Raw genomic sequence first — 18,206 nt, forward strand, 5'->3', positions numbered from 1 at the left:
GGCAGCGGATCCGGTCGAGGCTAGGAGTTGCGCCGGCGCACGGCCGACCGGCGCGCCGGGCCGGCCCGGGATTCCCTCGTACGGGATTGACGGTGGGTGGTCGCCGATTCCGGCGGCCGGGCATGATCACGGTAGGGCTGTGCACCGGAATCACTCGGCCGAAGAGGAATCGTGGAATTCATTGTTGCTGCAATCGTCGTGCTGGCGATTCTCGTTGTCCTCAACCTGCTCCTCACGTTCGCGATCGTGCGCCGGATGCGCAATGCCGGCGAGCAGCCCGCCGGCGAATCGGGCACATCCGGTCGCGATGTACTCGTCGGGCGCCGATTTCCCGAGTTCGCCACCGGCACCGGTTCCGGCCGTCTGATCGGCTTCTTCTCCGCCACCTGTGAACCCTGCATCGAGCAGGCCACGCAGTTCGCGCGCCACCCGGCCGCGAACCGGACGGCGTTCGTGATCACGAAGGGCGCCGGCGCGGGGCAGACCGAGGCCCTCATCACGGCACTGGAGGTCTCGGAACCGGGCGGGTCACCTGCGCTGGTGCTCGATCCGGAGAGCAGCGCCACGGCCGACGCCGTCGGCGTGCGCGCGTTCCCCCAACTGCTGCTGCTGGACGCCGAGGGGGTCGTCATGGCCTCGCGGCACTCGCTCGGCGGGCTCCCGGTGGCCGCCGAGTGACCCCGTCCGATGCGCGGTCGGCGGGGACCCGCGAGCTGCGCTCCCGGCTGCGGGTCGCGTGGCAGCTGTGCTGGGCGGCCGGACCGGCGCTGACCCTGCTCCACCTGGCGGTCACGCTCGTCGGCGGGCTGCTGGCGTCGGCGGTCGTCTGGGCCACCAAGGTCATGATCGACGGGCTCGTGACCCACGCGCCACCGGCCGTCCTGATCGGCGCCGTGGCAACCCTGGCCGTGGCAGGACTCGTCGCGGCGGTCGAACCCCGGCTGAGCACGTTCCTCTCCGGCGAGCTGAACCGCAGGGTGACGGTGGTGCTGAACGACCGGCTGTTCACCGCCGTCGGGGCGTTCCGCGGGCTGGCCAGGTTCGAGGACCCCCGGTTGCTGGACCGCATCCGCTCCGCCCAGCAGAGCTCCGCGGGCGCGATCGCACCCGCGACCACCGGCCTGCTGTCCGGGATCAGGGACGTCGTCTCCGTCACCGGCCTGTTGGTGACGGTGTCACTGCTGGCCCCGCCAATGGCGGTGATCATGGTGGTGTCGGCTGTCCCGACGCTGTTCGCGCAGCTCGCGTTCTCCCGCCGGATCGCCGCCGCGCGGGACTCGATGTCGGCGATGGGCCGGCGGCAGTCCCAGGTCAGCGAGCTGAACAGCGACGTGCGGGCCGTCAAGGAGCTGCGGCTGCTCGATCTCGTCGGCTTCTTCAAGGAGCGCGTGCTCGCCGCCATCGTGACGGCGAACCGGACACAGCGGGCACTCGACGCCGACCAGCTGCGCACCCAGTCGGCGCTTGCGCTGCTCAGCACCGTGATCGGGATCGGCGGGGTGGCGTGGGCCTGCTGGTCGGCCTACGAGGGACGGCTCACGATCGGTGACGTCACCGCCTTCACCGCTGCCGTCACGGCGTCGCAGGCCGCGCTCAGCGGGCTCATCAGCCGGGTCACCGCCGCCCATCGCGCGCTGATCATGCTGGGTCACTACGTCGACGTCGTGACCCTGCCGCCCGACCTGCCGGAGCCCACCGCACCCGCTGCGCTCCCGCGACTGAGCTCCGGGATCGAACTGGAGGACGTCTGGTTCCGGTACGACCCGGCGCACCCGTGGGTGCTGCAGGGCGTCAGCGCGCGGATCGAGCAGGGCTCGGCGCTGGCGATCGTCGGGCTCAACGGGGCCGGCAAGAGCACACTGATCAAGCTGCTCTGCCGGTTCTACGATCCGGACCGCGGCCGGATCCTCTGGGACGGCGTGGACATCCGCTCCGTGCCCGTCACCGAGCTGCGCAGGCGCCTGGGCGTGCTGTTCCAGGACTTCATGGAGTATGACCTCACCGCCGCCGAGAACATCGGGATCGGCGACCTGGCTGCCTTGCACGACCACGAGCGGATCGGCCGGGCCGCCGACGCGGCGGGCATCGCCACGAAGATCGACTCTCTGCCTCGCGGCTATGACACGCTGCTCAGCCGCATCTTCTTCAAGGAGTCGGACAAGGCGGACCCGGAGAAGGGCGTGGTGCTCTCCGGCGGGCAGTGGCAGCGGATCGCGCTCGCCCGCACGTTCATGCGGTCCGGGCGCGAGCTGCTGATCCTCGACGAGCCCAGCGCCGGGCTGGACGCCGAGGCAGAGCACCGGATCCACCAGCGGCTGCGGATGCACCGGAAGGGACGCACGAGCGTGCTCGTCTCGCACCGTCTCAGCGCGGTGCGCGATGCCGACCGGATCCTCGTGCTCGCAGCGGGCCGGGTGCGCGAGGAAGGCAGCCACGCGTCACTGATGGCGCTCGGCGGCGAGTACGCGCGGCTGTTCCGGCTGCAGGCCCAGGGGTACGTCGCGGCAGGCTGAGGAGGTCCCGGACGCCGGTGCGCCACGCGTGGACGCGGCGACACCGGCGATCGGGAGCAGCCTCAGCAGCCCTTGTGCGCGCTGAAGCCCCACTCGCGGTACTGACCGTTGCAGAACTGCTCCCACCAGCAGTTCGAGTATTCGCCGTCGACATCCGGCATGCACTGGCAGACATGTTCCGCCGGTGTGCACGCGGCGTGCGCCGCCATCTGCGGCACCAGCCTGGCCAACATCCGGTCACCGAGCATTCGTACTACCTTGACCACATCATCCCCCAACTCGCCGGCCCGTCCGGCGCGCCGGGGAGCCTATCGACACAACGGCGTCGACCACCGTCGGACACATTTCGATATTTGCCGGAATGATGCTGCCGCACGGAAAAGGAGAGGGATGCGAGCACCATTCGTGGCAGTTGCCGCGCTCGTGGCGCTGGCCGCTGCGGCCCGACTGGCCCGCCGGTCACTGGTACTGGTGAGCGTGATCGGCGACAGCATGGAACCCACGCTGTTCGACGGCGACCGGATACTCGTCCGGCGCCGTCTGCCCGCCGCGCTGCGCCGCGGGGACATCGCCGTGCTCGCCGGTCCCGACCTACCCCCGGTGCCCGGTCTCGACCCACCCGCGTGGCAGGTCAAGCGGATCGTCGCGCTGGCCGGGGATCCGGCGCCGGTCGACATCCCGATGCCCGACGGTGCGGTCACGGTGCCGGCCGGCACCGTCGTGGTACTGGGTGACAACCCCGCGGGCGGCGATTCGCGGCAGCTCGGCCCCTATCCGGCCGGCGGCCTCGTCGGCACGTTCGTCTGCCGCTCGTGGTCGGCGCCGCGATGACCTACCTCGCGCTGGCCTGCCGCGGCGTGCTCGGCGGGGTGTTGCTCGTGTCGCTGTTCGGGAAGCTGCGCGGACGCGAGGCCTACCGCGGGTTCGTCACGGCCACCGCCACGCTGCTGGCCACGACCGCAGGGGCGGCGCGCGTGCTCGCACCGCTGACGATCGCGGCCGAGCTGGCGGTGGTGGGCGCGCTGGCCGTCGAACCCCTCGTACCTGCCGGGTTCGTCGGCGCAGGCGCGCTGCTGTGCGGCTTCACGGTCGCGCTGGTCCGTGCCCTGCGTCGCGGCGCCGGGGTGCCGTGTCGCTGCTTCGGCGCGTCGACCACCCCGATCGGCATCCCCCACGTCGTGCGCAACGTCGCGCTCGTCGCGGTGGCCGCGCTGGGGTTCGTCGTCGGCGCCGCCGTCGACCCGGCACCCTACGAGCCGGCCGGGCTCGCCCTCTGCGCGCTGGCGGTGGCCGGGTGCTTATTGGTCACCACCCGCCTCGACGACCTGCTATATCTGCTGCGGTGACCGCGCCCGTGCATCGCTACACCACGACGTGCTCGTGGTCGGGTTCCACGGCCGTCGGCTACGCGGCCTACGACCGCACCCACGCCGCCGCTGCCGATCCGGCCGACACGGCGCTCGCCCTCTCGTCCGATCCCGCGTTCGGTGGTGACCCCGCGCGCCTGAACCCCGAACAGCTCGTGGTGCTCGCGGCATCGTCGTGCCAGCTCCTGTCGTTCCTCGCGGTGGCGGCCCGCGCGCGGCTCGACGTGCGTGACTACCGCGACGAGGCCACGGCGACGATGCCCGAGGACGACAAGCCGGTGCGGCTGACCGAGATCGTGCTGCACCCGCACATCGTGCTCGCGGCCGGACCGAGCGAGGAGCGCGTACGACACCTGGTGGAGGTGGCCCACCGCGAGTGCTTCATCGCCAACAGCCTGGCCACACCCGTGCGCGTGGAGCCGACGGTGGAGTTCGTCGGCTAGGAGGGGGTCACGGGGAGAGGGCGTGCAGCACCAGCGCGGCCAGCTCGGTGTAGGCCTCGGCGTCGCTCAGCCCGGTGGCCGCGGCCACCTCCCGCTGCTGGATGCGCACCATCGTCGACGCGAGCACGTCGGCGACGAACCCGACGTGCAGCGGGCGGAACACCCCGCTCGCCACGCCCTCGGTCATCAGCTGCTCGACGCGGCGGGCCGCTAGCCGGGTGTTGCGCTCGTAGACCTCACGCGCGGCGGGTGCGGCCGCGACGTCGTCGAAGAAGGCGGGGGACGCGGCCGACAGCTGCACGGCCACGGCCTGCAGGTAGGCCTCGATGCGCTCGTGCGGCGCGATGGCGGCGGCGAGCCCGGCCTCGACCCGCTCCGTGGCGCCCCGGAAGAAGTGCACGACCACGGCGCGCACGAGGTCGTCACGGTTGCCGTCGGCGAGCGCGTAGAGCGTGGTCTTGGAGCAGTGCAGGCGGGCGGCGACCGCGTCGATCGTCAACTCGGCGAAGCCCTCGGCGAGGAACAGCGCCACGAGCTGGTCGAACAGCTCAGCGCGGCGCCGAGTGGCGTGACCGACAGTCGAACCAGTCCGATTCACGATACGATCGTACCGCCCCGCGTATCACTGGAGGATCCCCATGGCCGTGGACCGACTGCTCCCGACGTCGGAGTCGGAGGACCTGCTCGCACTCGTCCGCGAGATCGCCGACAAGGAGCTGGCCCCGCGCGTCGAGTCGCACGAGCGCTCGTCGACCTACCCGGAGGGCGTGTTCGCGACGCTCGGGGAGGCCGGCCTGCTGGGGCTGCCCTACCCGGAGGAGCACGGGGGTGGCGGGCAGCCCTACGAGGTGTACCTGCAGGTGCTCGAGGAGCTCGCCGCCCGCTGGGCCGCCATCGCGGTCGCGGTCAGCGTGCACGGGCTCTCGTGCCACCCGGTGGCGACGTTCGGCACGCCCGCTCAGCAGGAGCAGTGGCTGCCCCGGATGCTCGCAGGCGAGCTGGTCGGCGGCTACAGCCTCTCGGAGCCCCAAGCCGGGTCCGACGCCGCCGCGCTCACCTGCAAGGCGGAGAAGGTCGACGCCGGCTACCGGATCACCGGGACCAAGGCGTGGATCACGCACGGCGGCATCGTCGACTTCTACTCGCTGTTCGCCCGCACCGGTGAGGGATCGCGCGGCATCTCCTGCTTCCTCGCGCCCGGCGCCGTCGAGGGCCTGTCCTTCGGCAAGCCGGAGGACAAGATGGGCCTCGACGCCGTCCCGACGGTCACTGCCAACTGGGACGGCGCCGTGATCGGGGCCGACCGGCTGATCGGCACCGAGGGCCAGGGCCTGCAGATCGCGTTCAGCGCGCTGGACTCCGGCCGCCTCGGCATCGCCGCGGTGGCCACCGGCCTCGCGCAGTCGGCACTCGACGTGGCCGTCGACTACGCCCACGAGCGCAGCGCCTTCGGCAAGAAGATCATCGACCACCAGGGCCTCGGCTTCCTGCTGGCCGACATGGCCGCCGCCGTCGACTCGGCCCGCGCCACCTACCTCGACGCCGCCCGCCGCCGCGACGCCGGCCGCGACTACAGCCGCCAGGCCAGCGTCGCGAAGCTCGTGGCCACGGACGCGGCCATGAAGGTCACCACCGACGCCGTGCAGGTGCTCGGCGGCTACGGCTACACCCGCGACTTCCCGGTGGAGCGGTTCATGCGCGAAGCCAAGATCATGCAGATCTTCGAGGGCACCAACCAGATCCAGCGCCTGGTGATCAGCCGTTCCCTGGCGAGGCACTGATCCCCGCTCCCCACCGCGACGCCCAATCCCCCAGCCCGAACCCCATCGCGTAGACCAACGCCCAGTCCTGATCATCGGCGAGCGGGTCGGCGACGTGTGCCGCCCGGCCGTCGACACAGCTGGGGTAGACGAACGCGCAGGTGGCCGCCGGGCTGGTGGTTCTCGCGCCACTGAAGTTACTGATCGATCGGCAAGTTGACGTGTCGCTACGCTACTAATCGATCGGTAAGTGGATCGAGCGTAGATCGGGAGAAGTCGATGCAGGCAACCGGCGACACGCGCCAACGCATCCTCGACGTCGCCGTCGAACTGTTCGCCGAGGTCGGCTACGACAAGGCGTCGATCCGGGAGCTCGGCGCCCGGCTCGGCATCACCTCGGCCGCGCTGTACTACCACTTCGCCAACAAGCAGGAGATCCTCACCGCGCTCACGGAGGACGTCCTGACCTCGATCGACGAGCTCGCCGACCGCGCCTGGACGGAGCCGGATCCCGCCGCGCGGCAGCGGCAGGTGCTCGGCGGGTTCATCGATCTCGTCGCCACGCACCGCAGCGCGATGGCCGTGCTCGAGAGCAGTCTCGCCACCCTGCGCACCCTCGATTCGGGAGCGCGCGCCGGCCACGCGATGGAGCGGCTCGCCACGCTGATCGCACCGGCGGGTGACCCCGGCGCCCACGTCCGCGCCGTCTTCGCACTCGGGATGCTGACCACCGCACCCGCCCGGCTCCCCGGCCCGGACGGTGCCGCCGCCCGCCCGCACCTGCTCGCCGCGGCACTCGGCGCGCTGCGGTATCCCGTCGATGTGACCGAGGTCGAGTCATCGGCGACCAGGTCGTCGGAAGCCGAACGATAGGTTGGGACGGACCGCCGTACCGCACCCCGAACAGGAGTACCGCGTGGAAATCACCGGCACCGCAGCGCTCGTCACCGGAGCGGCCTCAGGGCTCGGCGCCGCCACGGCAGCCGCCCTCGCCGCCCGCGGCGCCACCGTCTACGGCCTCGACCTCCCCGCTTCGATCAAGGCGGCCACCCCTCCCGCCGGCGTGGTGCTGCTGCCCGCCGACGTCACCGAGGACGCCCCCGTCCGCGAGGCGCTCGCCCGGATCGACGACGACGGCGCCGAGCTGCGCACCGTCGTGAGCTGCGCGGGGATCGCCCCGTCGGCGCGGATACTCAGCCGCAAGGGCCCGCATGACCTCGACCTGTTCCACACCGTGCTCAAGGTCAACCTGCTCGGCACGTTCAACGTGATGCGGCTGGCCGCGGAGGCGATCGCCCGCCACCAGCCCGACGCCGACGGGCAGCGCGGCGTCGTGATCAACACGGCATCGATCGCCGCGTTCGAGGCGCAGATCGGGCAGATCGCCTACGCCGCCTCCAAGGCGGGCGTCTCCGGGATGACGATCACCGCGGCCCGCGACCTCGCACAGTTCGGCATCCGCGTGGTCACCATCGCCCCCGGCACCGTCGACACCCCGATGATGGCCGGATTCAGCGACGAGGTGCGGGCCGGCCTCGGCGCCGGCGTGCCGTTCCCGCCGCGGCTGGCCCGCCCCGAGGAGTACGCGCGGCTGGTCACGATGATCATCGAGCACGACTACCTCAACGGCGAGACGATCCGCATGGACGGGGCGCTGCGGATGACGGCGCGCTGACGCCGCAACGGGCGCTGCGGCGACACGCCGCGCTCGTTCCGTAACGATCGGCAACGATCCGCGATCTGAGGGTGGCCCACATCACCTCTCAGGAAGCCAGCCCACATGATCGAGAACTCCGCCGCAGGCCTCTTCCGGCTCACCCCGGACAACGAAGTGGTCGTGACCAGGGAGGAGTTCCATCAGCCTGCGCTGGCCAGGTACGCACCCCGGCCCGATGGGCAGCCCCGCAAGGTGGTGGTCGAGCTGCGGATCGCGCCGATCACGCACGGGCGCCACGCCGGGCAGCCCGGGATCGAGGTCTGGCTCGACGCGCGCCGGGTCGGGGAGCTGACCTCGCTCATGTCCAACCGGTACGGCCCGATCGTCGCCGACGTCCTGCGCCGTGGCGGCCGTCCCGCCGCCGACGCGGTGGTGCTCAACGGCACCCGCGGCATCGAGGTGACCGTCCGGCTGCCCGATGTACCCAGCGGTGCCCACGCGGCGCCGCCGTTCGTGCCCGTGCCACCTGCCGCTCCCGCTGCCCCCGGCGCGCCGCGGGCCAGCCGCCGGCTCGGCAAGCCGCTGCTGATCGGGGCGGGCGTGGTCGTGGGCCTGCTGGTCATCGGGGGTATCTCCGGGGGCCGGACAACGCCCGCCGCCTCCAGCACGGGCTCGACGCCCGTCGCGGCGGCGACCAGCTCCGCGACCGCGACCCCGACCCCCACGCCCGAGCCCCCTGCCGTCGCGGCACCCGAGGTACCGCCCGCCGTCGCGGCACCGGACACGAAGCCGGTCTCGCGCGCACAGCCGCCGGTCGCGGCACCGCAGGCGGCGCCCAAGCCAACGGTCGCCCAACCCCCAGTGGCCCAACCCCCAGTGGCCCAACCCCCAGTGGCCCAACCGCCAGCAGCCAAACCGCCCGCGGTGGCACCTCCCGCCCCCAAGCCGCCTGCCGCGGCCCCACCGGCGAGCGGGTGCAACTCGAACTACAGCGGGTGCGTCCCCATCGCCAGCGATGTGGACTGCCAGGGCGGCAGCGGCAACGGACCCGCCTACGTGAAGGGCCCGGTCAACGTCATCGGCACCGACGTCTACGGCCTCGACTCCGACAACGACGGCATCGGCTGCGAGTGACCTGCCGCCCGACCGATGAGTTCCGGCTCCCCATCGCGTCCTAGAGGTGAGTTCCGCCGCCGGCGGACCTGCATCGGGGCGGGGGATGGCCGTGGAGCGACGACGGGTCGACTCCTGCGCCTTCCGGCGCCGCGTCGTGACGATCGCACCTGATGACTGGCACGCCTTCGTCGACTCCGAATGGGACGACTCGCTCGTGGTGGTGGAGCGCGGGGACATCGAGCTGTACTGCTCGGCGACCGTGCGGCGGTTCGCGCAGGGTGCCATGCTCTGGTTCAGCGGGCTGGGCCTGCGGGCACTGCACAACCCGGGCGTCGAGGACACCGTGCTGGTGGCGCTGTCGCGGCGGTGCTGATCACCCAGCTGCTCGGCTCGCTACAGCTGCTCGGCGAGCGCCTCGTCGACGTGCCGGTGCCAGGTCCCGGCCGGGTACTCGATCACCAGCGGGCCGAGGTTGCACGGACCGAGGCAGCCCACCGGCGTGACGAGCGCGTCGGTGCCACGGGCGGCCTTGCTCAGCGCGCGGTGCGTCGCCCCCGACCCGTAGGACGTGCAGCGCGGGCCGCGGCAGACCAGCAGGTGCCGGTCGTTGGCGGGCAGCTGCGACCAGGCCGGGCTGCGGAACGCCGCAGGGCTCGACGTGATCGGCTCGCCGCCCGCCGCCACCGCTGCGGCGACCGCGCCGGCCAGCCCGGCCGACGCCGCGATGCCCCGGGCGAGCCGGACGTCGAGCGTGACCGGGTGGCGGGTCTCGCGCCAGTTCGCGACGGCGCGCGACAGCCACGTCGTCAGGTACGAGTCGGCCGGCACCGCGAGCGGCACGACCACGGCCGACTCCACACCGGCCGCCACGGCCGCGTCGAGCACGGCCGGGATCGACGGGTCGGCCTGGTCGAGGAACGCGACGTGGACGGGTTCGGCGATCGCCGCACGCACCGCGTCGACGACCGCGTCGACCGAACGTCGCTCCACACCGGACGGGGTCGGGCGGGCGACGAGCACGATCCAGCGCCCGCTCATCCGAGCGCGCAGACGCCGAGCGAATCCCAGGTGTACGCGCCGCGGATCTCGTCCTGGTGGACGGCGAGCAGGTGCAGCGCGTCCACGCGCAGGTCGGGCAGCACGCCGTGGTGCAGCCCGTCGGCCCGGTCCTGGATCACGGTGGAGCTGCCCTCGGCGAGGCCGTACCCGAGGCTGACGTGCGGGCGTGACGGTGGTGCGGGGAGCACGACGTCGGCGTGGAAGGTGGCGAGTGCCAGTTCCCGGATCGCCGCGGTCAGGTCCATCCAGCGCTGCGTCAGGTGGCCCCGCACGCCGAGCGTGTGCTCACCGACGACGGGCGGGCCCAGCGGCACCGAGAACGGCGTGGTGCGCAGCGCGAGCCCGGCCAGGCCGTCGCCGAACGCCGCGAGGCGGTCGGCCGGGACCTCGCCGGTGGTCAGCGCGAACTGCTGCACCGTGGCGTGCAGGTTGGCGACCGGCTGGGTCGAGCAGTACGCGATGCCGTCGAGCGCCTTCTGCCGCACGGCCAGCTGCGCGGACAGCCGCTCCCCCGGCAGCACGTAGACGTGCAGGCGGTCACGCGGTGATGCCCATCGGGTGATCGGGACACCGAAGAACCGTTTCATGGGTCAGAGCTCCGCAAGCAGGTCACGCACCCACCGCACACTACGGCCCATCTGAACAGTTCATCAATCGTGGGCTATCCGGCCGGAGTGAAGTAGCGCCGCGGGTTGTCGACGAGCATCGTCATGATCTGCTTCTCGGCGACGCCGTGCTCGCGCAGCGCCGGCAGCACGTCGTCGCTGATGTGCTGGTAGTGCCAGTTCGGCGCGGCGACGGCGAGCGCCTGCTGGGCCGCGTCGCCGGAGAAGTAGTCCATGTAGCAGGCGGCGTCGTGACCGAGCACGATGCGGTCGGCGTAGCCCTGCCCGCACAGCGCGACGATCGTGGCCACGCGATCGCTGGTGGGGTTGAACATGTCGAGGCCGAACCGGTCGCAGCCGATCGAGGCGCCCTGATCCATGATCCATTTGAGGTAGTCGAGGTCGTTGCTGTCGCCCGCGTGCCCGACCACGACCTGGGCCAGGTTCACACCCTGGCCTGCGTAGAACTCCAGCGCCTGCCGCCCGGTCTGGTGGGCGCCGTTGGTGTGCACGGTGATCGGCACGCCCGTCTCGCGGTGGGCCTCGCAGATCGCGGTCTGCACCCGCGTCTGGTCGTGCGTGAGTCCGCGCTCCTCGACCACGCACTTGAGGAAGGCCGCCTTCACCGACGTGCCGCTGATCCCGACCTGGATGTCCTTGATGAACATCTCCGCCATCGGGTCCGGGCCGCCGAGGATCGTGCCCGGGCCGCGGTACTCGAAGTAGTGGGGGTACTGGTCGAACGTGTAGAGCCCGGTGGCCGCGATGATGTTGATGGGGACCTCGGCGTTGATCCGCTGGATCCGCGGGATGTAGCGACCCAGCCCGATCACCGTCGGGTCGACGATCGTGTCGATCCCCGCGACCTTCAGCGCGCCCAGCTTGGCGATCGCGTCGGTGACCCGCTCCTCCTCGTCCCACCAGTCCCCGCCGTAGTTCTCCAGGATCTCGGTGCTCAGGACGAACACGTGCTCGTGCATCAGGGTCATGCCGAGGTGGTCCACGTCGACGGGGCCACGAACGGTCTCGACGGATGCCATCAGGTACGTCCTCCCACGGAGCGGGCACGGTGTCGAGTCCGACCCTAGCGGGGTGGGCTGCTCCGGTACCCGCGTTGCAGGAAAGCCACTTTCCCGCAACGTCGTTGCGGGAAAGTGGCTTTCCTGACGTCCCCCGGGCTACCCCAACGCCGCATTCGCCGCCTCGACGAACCGGGTGGTGTAGGTCTTGGACAGGTCGATCCGGTCCTTCCACGGCTTCACGTTGCTCGACGACTCCCCCAACACCGCCAGCACGTTGCGCGCCCCGTCGGCGTCCATCCGCCCGTCGCTGGTGAACATCGGCAGGCTGTCGCGCAGCGACTTGACGTAGAGCGCCTGGTCCCCGCCCGCGAACGACGGCGGCATGATCGCCGCCACCTCCTCCGGCGTGTGCGTCGAGAGCCACCGCAGCGACGCGACGAAGGCGTTGGCGAGCTTCTGCACCACCTCCGGGTAGCGCTCGACGACCGCGCAGGTCATGTACAGCGAGCTCGCCGGGTACAGCCCACCCAGCGCGGCCCGGGTGCCCTCGACCGTGCGCATGTCGTAGAGCACCTTGCCCTGCCCGGTGCTGGTCAGCTGCGCGATCGTCGGGTCGGTGGTCATCCCCGCGTCGATCTGCCCCTGGTTGAGCGCCGCGATGAACTGCTGGCCGGCGCCGGCACGGGCCGGGGTGTAGTCCTTCGAGCTGACCCCGCCCTTGAGCGCCAGCGCCTTCGTCAGGAAGTCCGTGGACGAGCCGAGCGACGTCACGCCGAGGGTGCGGCCCTTGAAGTCGGCGCCGGAGCGGATCTGGTCGGCCTTCGACGTGGCCACCATCTCGGCCTCACCCGGCACGTTCGCGAACTGCACGACGCTGGTGATGCACTGGTCCTTCGTCTGCAGGTCGATGGCGTGGTCGTAGAACCCGACGACGGCCTGCACCTCACCCGCGAGCAGCGACGTCTCGGCCGTGGCGCCCGACGGCTGGTCGAACAGCTCGACGTCCAGGCCCTGCTTGCGGAAGCCGTCGAGCTGCTGCGTCAGCTGTCCCGGCAGGTAGATCACCTTCGACAGGCCACCGATCATGATCTTCACCTGCGGGGTGCCCGAGTTCCCGAAGCTCAGCTCCCGGGAGTCGCGACACGCGACGGTCGTCGTCAGTGCCGCCACGACCGCGACGCCGACGGCGAGCGCCTTCGTGAGCCGCACGTCAGATCCCCTGCGCCGTGGACGTCATGGTCGGCCGCCAGCGCAGCAGGCGCTTCTCCAGCCCGCCGATGCCCCACTCGGCCACCAGCGCGATCACCGTGATGATCAGCATGCCCGCGTAGACGCCCGCCGTGTCGAACGTGCCCTGGGCGTTGGCGATGAGGAAACCCAGGCCGTACTTGGCACCGGTGTACTCACCGACGACCGCACCGATGAGCGCGAACCCGAACGCGACGTGCAGCGACGACAGGATCCACGACGTGGCGCTGGGCAGCACGATCGCGCGCAGCACCTGGCTGCGGCCGGCGCCGAGGATGCGGGCGTTGTCGATCAGGTTGCGATCCACCTCGCGCGCACCGGTGAAGGCGTTGAAGAAGACCGCGAAGAACACCAGCACGATGACCGTCGCGACCTTGGACTCGATCCCGAGCCCGAACCAGATGACGAACAGCGCGGCCAGCACGATGCGCGGCAACGCGTTGGCCGCCTTGATGAACGGCGCGAGCACGTCGGAGAGGTAGGAGCTGCGCCCGAGGATGACACCGAGCACCACGCCGAGCACGGCGCCGATGACGAACCCGATCACCGCTTCCTCGATCGTGACCAGCATCTGGTACCAGATGGACCCGAAGTCGGTTCCGAGCGTGAACCACTCCACGAGCCGCTGCCAGATCCGCGACGGCATCGAGTAGAAGAACGGGTCGATCCACAGCCGCGCGGCCAGCTCCCAGGTGCCCAGCCAGACGACGACGATCGCCGCCCGCAGCGCCCAGATGTTGCGGCGCCGCCGGGCGCTCACGGCCCGGACCCGCGCGATGATCTGCTCCTCGGTCTCGAGGACCGGGACCTCCGCTGCCAGATCAAGCGACACGAGGCGCTCCCTTCTCGCGGGCCTTGTCGACCTCGCCGCGCAGCGATTCCCAGATGTTGCGGTAGAGCAGGCGGAACTCCTCGGTGAGGCGCAGCTCCTCCACCGCACGCGGCCGCGGCAGCGGCACGTCGAACACGTCCTTGACGGTGGCCGGGCTGGCCGTCATCACGACGACCTTGTCGGCCAGCACGATGGCCTCGTCGAGGTCGTGGGTCACGAAGATGACGGCGGCACCGGTGCCCGACCACAGCCGCAGCAGCTCGTCCTGCATGAGCGCTCGGGTCTGCACGTCGAGCGCGGAGAACGGCTCGTCCATCAGCAGGATCTTCGGGCTGGTCACCAGCGTCTGGGCGAGCGCGACGCGCTTGCGCATGCCGCCGGAGAGCTGGTGGGGGTAGTAGTTCTCGAACCCGGCGAGCCCGACCCGCTCGATCCAGTCGGCCGCCTGCGCGCGGGCCCGCGCCTTGTCGACACCCCGGAACCGCGGCCCGGATGCCACGTTGTCGAGCACCGAGCGCCACGGCATCACCGCGTCGGTCTGGAACATGTAGCCGATGCCGTCGGGGATCGACGTGACGTCGGTGCCGTTGACGACGACGCGGCCCGCCGAGGGCGGCTGCAGCCCGGAGACGAGCGAGAGCGTGGTCGACTTCCCGCAGCCGGTCGGGCCGACCACGGCGACGAACTCGCCCGGCTCGACCGTCAGGGTGAGATCACGGACCGCGGTGTGCACGGACCCGGATCCGCTCGGGAACCGCTTGGTGGCTCCGACGAGTTCGATGAGGGGTGGGGCCATCGGTGACTCCTTCGTCACAGGGTCCTGCAAGGGGGTTGTGCGGACCGTACGGACGGCCCGAACAGCCCGGAAGCTTGTCCACCTTCTGCGTCCGCACTGCGCGTTCTCCGCGTTCTGCGCTTTTCGCTCACGCCGCTGACCTGCGGGTACCGTCCCCTGCATGCCGACGAGGATGCGCTTCAGCAGGCAGGTCCTGCTGCTCCAGATCGGCGTTGTCACGGCCGTGCTCGCCGTCGGGACGACGCTCGTGGCGCTGATGCTGCGCAGCACGCTCACCGACCAGTACGGGCGCCGCGCGCTCGCCATCGCGCAGTCGGTGGCCGTGGACCCGGTGGTTGTCGCGGACGTCACGGCCCGGCAGGCGGGCGGCGAGCTCGAGTTGCGCTCGCAACGGATCACCGACCGCACCGGCGCCCTGTTCGTGGTGATCACCGACGACCACGGCATCCGGCTGGCCCACCCGGACCCGGTGCGCATCGGTGAGCCGGTGAGCACCCCCGCCGACGAGGCACTGGCCGGCAACGACGTCGTCAGCGTCACCGAGGACGGGACGCTGGGCCTTTCGGTCCGGAGCAAGACCCCGGTGCGTGCCACCGACGGGCACGTCGTGGGCGAGGTGAGCGTCGGGTACACGGTGGCCGAGCCCGCCGAGGACCTCGCGCAGCTGCTGCTGGTCATCGCGGGCTTCGCGGTGGGCGCGCTGCTGCTCGGCGCCGGCGGTTCGGCGCTGCTCAATCGCAGGCTGCGCCGCGTCACGCACGGGCTGGAACCCCGCGAGCTCACCGAGCTGCTCTACGAGCGCGAGGCGGTGCTGCACGGCATCGGTGAGGGCGTGCTCGCCGTCGACGCCGAGCACCGCGTGTCGGTGCGCAACGACGAGGCCGAGCGGCTGCTCGGCACCGCACTGCCGGTCGGGGCGGAGCTCGACGCGCTCGACCTCTCGCCGCGGCTGCGCAGGGCCGTGACCGAGGGCACCCCGGTGGACAACCTGCTCGCCGTCGCGGGCAACCGGGTCCTGGTGATCAACTCGCGTACCGTCCGGCTGGGCGAGCGCGCGGCCGGCACCGTGCTGACGTTGCGCGACCGCACCGACCTCGACGCGCTGACCAGGGAGCTGGACGGCATCAGGACGCTCTCGGACGGCCTGCGCGCGCAGCGCCACGAGTTCTCCAACCGGCTCCACACGCTCTCGGGCCTGATCCAGCTCGGACACCACGGTGAGGCCGTCGAGTACGTCCAGACGCTCACCGAGACGCCTGCGTCGCTGCTCGGGCCGATCAGCGACGCCGTGACCGACCCCTACCTGCAGGCGCTGCTCGTCGGGAAGACCGAGCAGGCGCAGGAGAAGGGCACCGTCCTGCGGCTCTCCGACGACTCCCGGGTCACCGCGCCGATCACCGATCCGGTCGCGGCCAGCACGGTGATCGGCAACCTCCTCGACAACGCGTTGCACGCCGCGCGGATGGGGCCGCACCGCCCGGCGTCGGTGGAGATCGCGCTCCTCGCCGACGGCACCACCCTGCACGTCTCGGTCGCCGACAACGGGCCGGGCGTGGCCGATGCGCTGCGCGAGACGCTGTTCGACGAGGGGGTGTCGACCAAGCTGGTGCCGGGCCACGGGCTCGGGCTGGCCTTGGCGCGGCAGGCGGCGCGGTCGCGCGGGGGCGATGTGTGGCTCGCCGGGGACGGGGACGGGGCCCTGTTCGTGGCGAGGCTGCCGGACATGCTGGCGACGGAGGGATGACGGTGATCAGAACGCTGATCGTGGACGACGACTTCCGGGTGGCCGGGGTGCACGCCGGGTTCGTCGCGGAGGTGCCCGGGTTCGTCGTCGTGGGCGTGGCGAACACCGGCGTCGAGGCCAGGGCGCGCGTGCGCGAGCTCGCCCCCGACCTGGTGCTGCTGGACGTCTACCTGCCCGACGAGTCGGGACTCGCGCTGCTGCCCGAGCTCCGCACCGACACGATCGTGCTGTCGGCGGCCTCCGACACGCGCTCGATCCGCGACGCGCTGCGCGCCGGCGCGTTGAACTACCTGATCAAGCCGTTCACGACGCGCCAGCTGTCGGAACGGCTCACCGGCTACGCCCGCTACCGGGCCGTGCTCGCCGAGGGCCGGGCACTGGCGCAGCACGAGGTGGACCGTGCGTTCCGCGTCCTGCACGAGCAGGACCGCGACGCCGCGCCGAAGGGCCAGTCCACCACCACCGCCCGGCTGGTCTCCGACCGGCTGCGACAGTCCGCCCACCCGCTCTCGGCCGCCGAGATCGCCGGCGAGCTCGGGATGGCACGGGCCACGGCGCAGCGCTACCTCACCGCGCTGGCCGACTCCGGCGCCGTCGAGATGCGGCTGCGCTACGGGGCCACCGGCCGCCCGGAGCACGAGTACTCCTGGACCGGCTGAGGCTCACGCCCCGGCCGCCGTAGGTCGCGCAGCCGCGCGGATCCGTTGCAGCGCAAGGGATCGGTCGTCCCGCGGGTCGTCGACGGTGACGCTGGGATGGGCGTACCCGGCCAGGAACCTGCGCACGAGCGCGTCCCACTCCAGGTACATCCCGACCACGACGTCACGGCCCTGCAGGCCGCGGCTGCGGGCCCATGGTCGTTGCGTCATCCACTCCACGTTCCAGGCCGCCCAGACGGGGTCGCGCTCGGCGTGGACGCGGCGGATCGCGGCGTCGATGTCGGTGGGGCGCAGGTAGACCAGCAGCGGGCGGGCCGGTGCCGCGGCTTGCCCGCGCCGATCATGCCCTCGACGACGATCAGGCGCGGATCCATCGGCGGAGAGTACGGCGTCGCCCGGCGCACCGCCCTGCCTTTCCGGGCCGCTTGACAGGCAAGTGGCGACTTGCCTATAAAGGGCGCCGTGGATGCGAACCCCGACCTGTTCCGGGCGCTCGGTGACGCGACGCGACGCTCCATCCTGGACGAGCTGACCGAAAGGGACGGCCAGACGCTCTTCGAGATCTGCGGACGGCTGACCATGAAGCACGGCCTGGCCTCGTCGCGCCAGGCCATCTCACAGCACCTCACGGTGCTCGAACAGGCCGGCCTGGTGCACACCCGGCGACAGGGCCGGTACAAGTTCCACCACCTCGACACGAGCCCGCTGCGCTCGATCGTCGAACGGTGGCCCATCGACAGGGAGGTACCCGACCCGTGATCAGCATCAACATCGCAGGCGTGCTCGTCGACGACCAGGCCAAGGCGCTCGCCTTCTACACCGAGAAGCTGGGCTTCCTCAAGAAGACCGACGTGCCCATGGGGGGCGAGGACCGCTGGCTGACCGTGGTCTCCCCCGCCCACCCCGACGGTGTGGAGCTGCTGCTGGAGCCGGACGGCCACCCGGCGGCGGGCCCGTTCAAGAGGGCGCTGGTCGCCGACGGCATCCCGTTCACCCAGTTCGCCGTCGACGACGTGCACGCCGAGGTCGAGCGGCTCAAGGGGCTGGGTGTCGTCTTCACCCAGGAGGCCACCGACCTGGGACCGGTGGTCGTCGCCGTCCTCGACGACACCTGCGGCAACCTGATCCAGCTCGTGACCATGAAGTAGCCGTTCACCCGACGCCCGCAGGTGTGCGAGCCATCGGATCTGGTGCCATCCCGACCCAGGGTGCGTTCCGTCCCGACTCGCGGTGCCATCCATGCCCGCAAGTCGGGACGAATGGGGAGGTCAACCCCGCATGACCTCCCCAGCCCCGCGCCGGCGACGAGCGGCAGGCCCGATCACCGCGTCCGGTGCTGCTCAACCGAGGAGCAGCAGCAGGATCCGACTGCGCGTCATGACGTC

Annotated in this window: 23 protein-coding genes; 14 read left to right on the top strand and 9 right to left on the bottom strand. The window is 71.5% G+C overall.

Annotated elements, in window-relative coordinates; genetic code table 11:
- Positions 1-171: 171 nt before the first annotated feature.
- Together ACFPFQ_RS26415 and ACFPFQ_RS26420 are read left to right on the top strand one after the other, a co-directional pair.
- Positions 172-678: a hypothetical protein gene (locus ACFPFQ_RS26415; RefSeq protein WP_379623426.1), complete on the top strand. Its 507-nt coding sequence runs from the start codon at positions 172-174 to the stop codon at positions 676-678.
- Positions 675-2,513, top strand: coding sequence for an ABC transporter ATP-binding protein (locus ACFPFQ_RS26420; RefSeq protein ID WP_379623428.1), 1,839 nt, complete (start codon positions 675-677; stop codon positions 2,511-2,513). The genes ACFPFQ_RS26415 and ACFPFQ_RS26420 overlap by 4 nt, the downstream gene beginning before the upstream one ends.
- 62 nt (positions 2,514-2,575) lie before the next feature.
- Here ACFPFQ_RS26420 and ACFPFQ_RS26425 read toward each other — a convergent pair whose 3' ends face one another.
- Positions 2,576-2,761, bottom strand: a complete 186-nt coding sequence (locus ACFPFQ_RS26425) for a hypothetical protein (RefSeq protein WP_379623430.1) — start codon at positions 2,759-2,761, stop codon at positions 2,576-2,578.
- Positions 2,762-2,903: 142 nt separating this feature from the next.
- Between ACFPFQ_RS26425 and ACFPFQ_RS26430 the strand changes: the two genes are divergently transcribed.
- Genes ACFPFQ_RS26430 through ACFPFQ_RS26440 form a run of 3 tightly spaced genes read left to right on the top strand, consistent with a single transcriptional unit; the run spans position 2,904 to position 4,323 of the window.
- Complete coding sequence (locus tag ACFPFQ_RS26430; protein WP_379623432.1) at positions 2,904-3,344, top strand: S26 family signal peptidase; 441 nt, start codon at positions 2,904-2,906, stop codon at positions 3,342-3,344.
- Positions 3,326-3,859: a MauE/DoxX family redox-associated membrane protein gene (locus ACFPFQ_RS26435; protein ID WP_379623434.1), complete on the top strand. Its 534-nt coding sequence runs from the start codon at positions 3,326-3,328 to the stop codon at positions 3,857-3,859. Before ACFPFQ_RS26430 ends, ACFPFQ_RS26435 begins: the two co-directional genes overlap by 19 nt.
- Positions 3,856-4,323 carry an OsmC family protein gene (locus ACFPFQ_RS26440; protein WP_379623436.1) on the top strand — a complete coding sequence of 156 codons (468 nt, stop codon included), beginning with the start codon at positions 3,856-3,858 and terminating at the stop codon, positions 4,321-4,323. Before ACFPFQ_RS26435 ends, ACFPFQ_RS26440 begins: the two co-directional genes overlap by 4 nt.
- A 7-nt stretch (positions 4,324-4,330) precedes the next feature.
- Here the strand turns inward: ACFPFQ_RS26440 and ACFPFQ_RS26445 are convergent, their stop codons facing one another.
- The gene (locus tag ACFPFQ_RS26445) at positions 4,331-4,921 is read right to left on the bottom strand and encodes a TetR/AcrR family transcriptional regulator (protein WP_379623438.1); all 591 of its coding nucleotides are present in this window, start codon (positions 4,919-4,921) and stop codon (positions 4,331-4,333) included.
- 40 nt (positions 4,922-4,961) lie between these two features.
- Here ACFPFQ_RS26445 and ACFPFQ_RS26450 point away from each other — a divergent pair, with 40 nt between their 5' ends.
- From ACFPFQ_RS26450 to ACFPFQ_RS26470, 5 genes are all read left to right on the top strand, one after another.
- Positions 4,962-6,104, top strand: a complete 1,143-nt coding sequence (locus tag ACFPFQ_RS26450) for an acyl-CoA dehydrogenase family protein (RefSeq protein ID WP_379623440.1) — start codon at positions 4,962-4,964, stop codon at positions 6,102-6,104.
- Between the two features lie 258 nt (positions 6,105-6,362).
- Positions 6,363-6,956, top strand: a complete 594-nt coding sequence (locus ACFPFQ_RS26455) for a TetR/AcrR family transcriptional regulator (protein ID WP_379623442.1) — start codon at positions 6,363-6,365, stop codon at positions 6,954-6,956.
- A gap of 43 nt (positions 6,957-6,999) precedes the next feature.
- The gene (locus ACFPFQ_RS26460; protein WP_379623444.1) at positions 7,000-7,758 is read left to right on the top strand and encodes an SDR family NAD(P)-dependent oxidoreductase; all 759 of its coding nucleotides are present in this window, start codon (positions 7,000-7,002) and stop codon (positions 7,756-7,758) included.
- A gap of 105 nt (positions 7,759-7,863) precedes the next feature.
- The gene (locus tag ACFPFQ_RS26465) at positions 7,864-8,874 is read left to right on the top strand and encodes a hypothetical protein (RefSeq protein ID WP_379623446.1); all 1,011 of its coding nucleotides are present in this window, start codon (positions 7,864-7,866) and stop codon (positions 8,872-8,874) included.
- 91 nt (positions 8,875-8,965) lie between these two features.
- Positions 8,966-9,229, top strand: a complete 264-nt coding sequence (locus tag ACFPFQ_RS26470; protein ID WP_379623448.1) for a hypothetical protein — start codon at positions 8,966-8,968, stop codon at positions 9,227-9,229.
- Positions 9,230-9,249: 20 nt separating this feature from the next.
- Here ACFPFQ_RS26470 and ACFPFQ_RS26475 read toward each other — a convergent pair whose 3' ends face one another.
- The 6 genes from ACFPFQ_RS26475 to ACFPFQ_RS26500 form a co-directional block, all read right to left on the bottom strand.
- Positions 9,250-9,894, bottom strand: a complete 645-nt coding sequence (locus tag ACFPFQ_RS26475) for a (2Fe-2S) ferredoxin domain-containing protein (RefSeq protein ID WP_379623450.1) — start codon at positions 9,892-9,894, stop codon at positions 9,250-9,252.
- Positions 9,891-10,502, bottom strand: a complete 612-nt coding sequence (locus ACFPFQ_RS26480) for a 2'-5' RNA ligase family protein (protein WP_379623452.1) — start codon at positions 10,500-10,502, stop codon at positions 9,891-9,893. Before ACFPFQ_RS26480 ends, ACFPFQ_RS26475 begins: the two co-directional genes overlap by 4 nt.
- Before the next feature lie 74 nt (positions 10,503-10,576).
- Positions 10,577-11,560: a phosphotriesterase family protein gene (locus ACFPFQ_RS26485; RefSeq protein ID WP_379623454.1), complete on the bottom strand. Its 984-nt coding sequence runs from the start codon at positions 11,558-11,560 to the stop codon at positions 10,577-10,579.
- A 138-nt stretch (positions 11,561-11,698) separates the two neighbouring features.
- Positions 11,699-12,751 (bottom strand): ABC transporter substrate-binding protein, encoded by a 1,053-nt coding sequence (locus ACFPFQ_RS26490; RefSeq protein ID WP_379623456.1) that lies wholly within the window; start codon positions 12,749-12,751, stop codon positions 11,699-11,701.
- A gap of 1 nt (position 12,752) precedes the next feature.
- A complete protein-coding gene (locus ACFPFQ_RS26495) occupies positions 12,753-13,622 on the bottom strand; it encodes an ABC transporter permease (protein WP_379623458.1) in 870 nt (289 codons plus the stop codon).
- A complete protein-coding gene (locus ACFPFQ_RS26500; RefSeq protein WP_379623460.1) occupies positions 13,612-14,418 on the bottom strand; it encodes an ABC transporter ATP-binding protein in 807 nt (268 codons plus the stop codon). Before ACFPFQ_RS26500 ends, ACFPFQ_RS26495 begins: the two co-directional genes overlap by 11 nt.
- 172 nt (positions 14,419-14,590) lie before the next feature.
- On the opposite strand from ACFPFQ_RS26500, the gene ACFPFQ_RS26505 reads away from it, so the two are divergent.
- Positions 14,591-16,162: an ATP-binding protein gene (locus ACFPFQ_RS26505; protein ID WP_379623494.1), complete on the top strand. Its 1,572-nt coding sequence runs from the start codon at positions 14,591-14,593 to the stop codon at positions 16,160-16,162.
- A gap of 2 nt (positions 16,163-16,164) precedes the next feature.
- Entirely contained in the window at positions 16,165-16,821 is a 657-nt protein-coding gene (locus tag ACFPFQ_RS26510) for a response regulator (protein WP_379623496.1), read from the top strand.
- 3 nt (positions 16,822-16,824) lie between these two features.
- Here the strand turns inward: ACFPFQ_RS26510 and ACFPFQ_RS26515 are convergent, their stop codons facing one another.
- Positions 16,825-17,031: a hypothetical protein gene (locus ACFPFQ_RS26515; RefSeq protein ID WP_379623462.1), complete on the bottom strand. Its 207-nt coding sequence runs from the start codon at positions 17,029-17,031 to the stop codon at positions 16,825-16,827.
- A gap of 252 nt (positions 17,032-17,283) precedes the next feature.
- Here ACFPFQ_RS26515 and ACFPFQ_RS26520 point away from each other — a divergent pair, with 252 nt between their 5' ends.
- Together ACFPFQ_RS26520 and ACFPFQ_RS26525 are read left to right on the top strand one after the other, a co-directional pair.
- Entirely contained in the window at positions 17,284-17,580 is a 297-nt protein-coding gene (locus ACFPFQ_RS26520; RefSeq protein WP_379623464.1) for an ArsR/SmtB family transcription factor, read from the top strand.
- Positions 17,577-17,969, top strand: coding sequence for a VOC family protein (locus ACFPFQ_RS26525; protein ID WP_379623466.1), 393 nt, complete (start codon positions 17,577-17,579; stop codon positions 17,967-17,969). Before ACFPFQ_RS26520 ends, ACFPFQ_RS26525 begins: the two co-directional genes overlap by 4 nt.
- Positions 17,970-18,206 lie beyond the last annotated feature (237 nt).

It is taken from the genome of Pseudonocardia sp. GCM10023141 (genome assembly GCF_042653605.1).

What these genes read in the sequence shown, in the direction of transcription:
- ACFPFQ_RS26505 (WP_379623494.1), top strand. Translation starts at nt 14,591, where the DNA reads ATGCGCTTCAGCAGGCAGGTCCTGCTGCTCCAGATCGGCGTTGTCACG.
- ACFPFQ_RS26515 (WP_379623462.1), bottom strand. Translation starts at nt 17,031, where the DNA reads ATGACGCAACGACCATGGGCCCGCAGCCGCGGCCTGCAGGGCCGTGAC.
- ACFPFQ_RS26475 (WP_379623450.1), bottom strand. Translation starts at nt 9,894, where the DNA reads ATGAGCGGGCGCTGGATCGTGCTCGTCGCCCGCCCGACCCCGTCCGGT.
- ACFPFQ_RS26480 (WP_379623452.1), bottom strand. Translation starts at nt 10,502, where the DNA reads ATGAAACGGTTCTTCGGTGTCCCGATCACCCGATGGGCATCACCGCGT.
- ACFPFQ_RS26465 (WP_379623446.1), top strand. Translation starts at nt 7,864, where the DNA reads ATGATCGAGAACTCCGCCGCAGGCCTCTTCCGGCTCACCCCGGACAAC.
- ACFPFQ_RS26485 (WP_379623454.1), bottom strand. Translation starts at nt 11,560, where the DNA reads ATGGCATCCGTCGAGACCGTTCGTGGCCCCGTCGACGTGGACCACCTC.
- ACFPFQ_RS26425 (WP_379623430.1), bottom strand. Translation starts at nt 2,761, where the DNA reads ATGCTCGGTGACCGGATGTTGGCCAGGCTGGTGCCGCAGATGGCGGCG.
- ACFPFQ_RS26455 (WP_379623442.1), top strand. Translation starts at nt 6,363, where the DNA reads ATGCAGGCAACCGGCGACACGCGCCAACGCATCCTCGACGTCGCCGTC.
- ACFPFQ_RS26450 (WP_379623440.1), top strand. Translation starts at nt 4,962, where the DNA reads ATGGCCGTGGACCGACTGCTCCCGACGTCGGAGTCGGAGGACCTGCTC.
- ACFPFQ_RS26430 (WP_379623432.1), top strand. Translation starts at nt 2,904, where the DNA reads ATGCGAGCACCATTCGTGGCAGTTGCCGCGCTCGTGGCGCTGGCCGCT.
- ACFPFQ_RS26500 (WP_379623460.1), bottom strand. Translation starts at nt 14,418, where the DNA reads ATGGCCCCACCCCTCATCGAACTCGTCGGAGCCACCAAGCGGTTCCCG.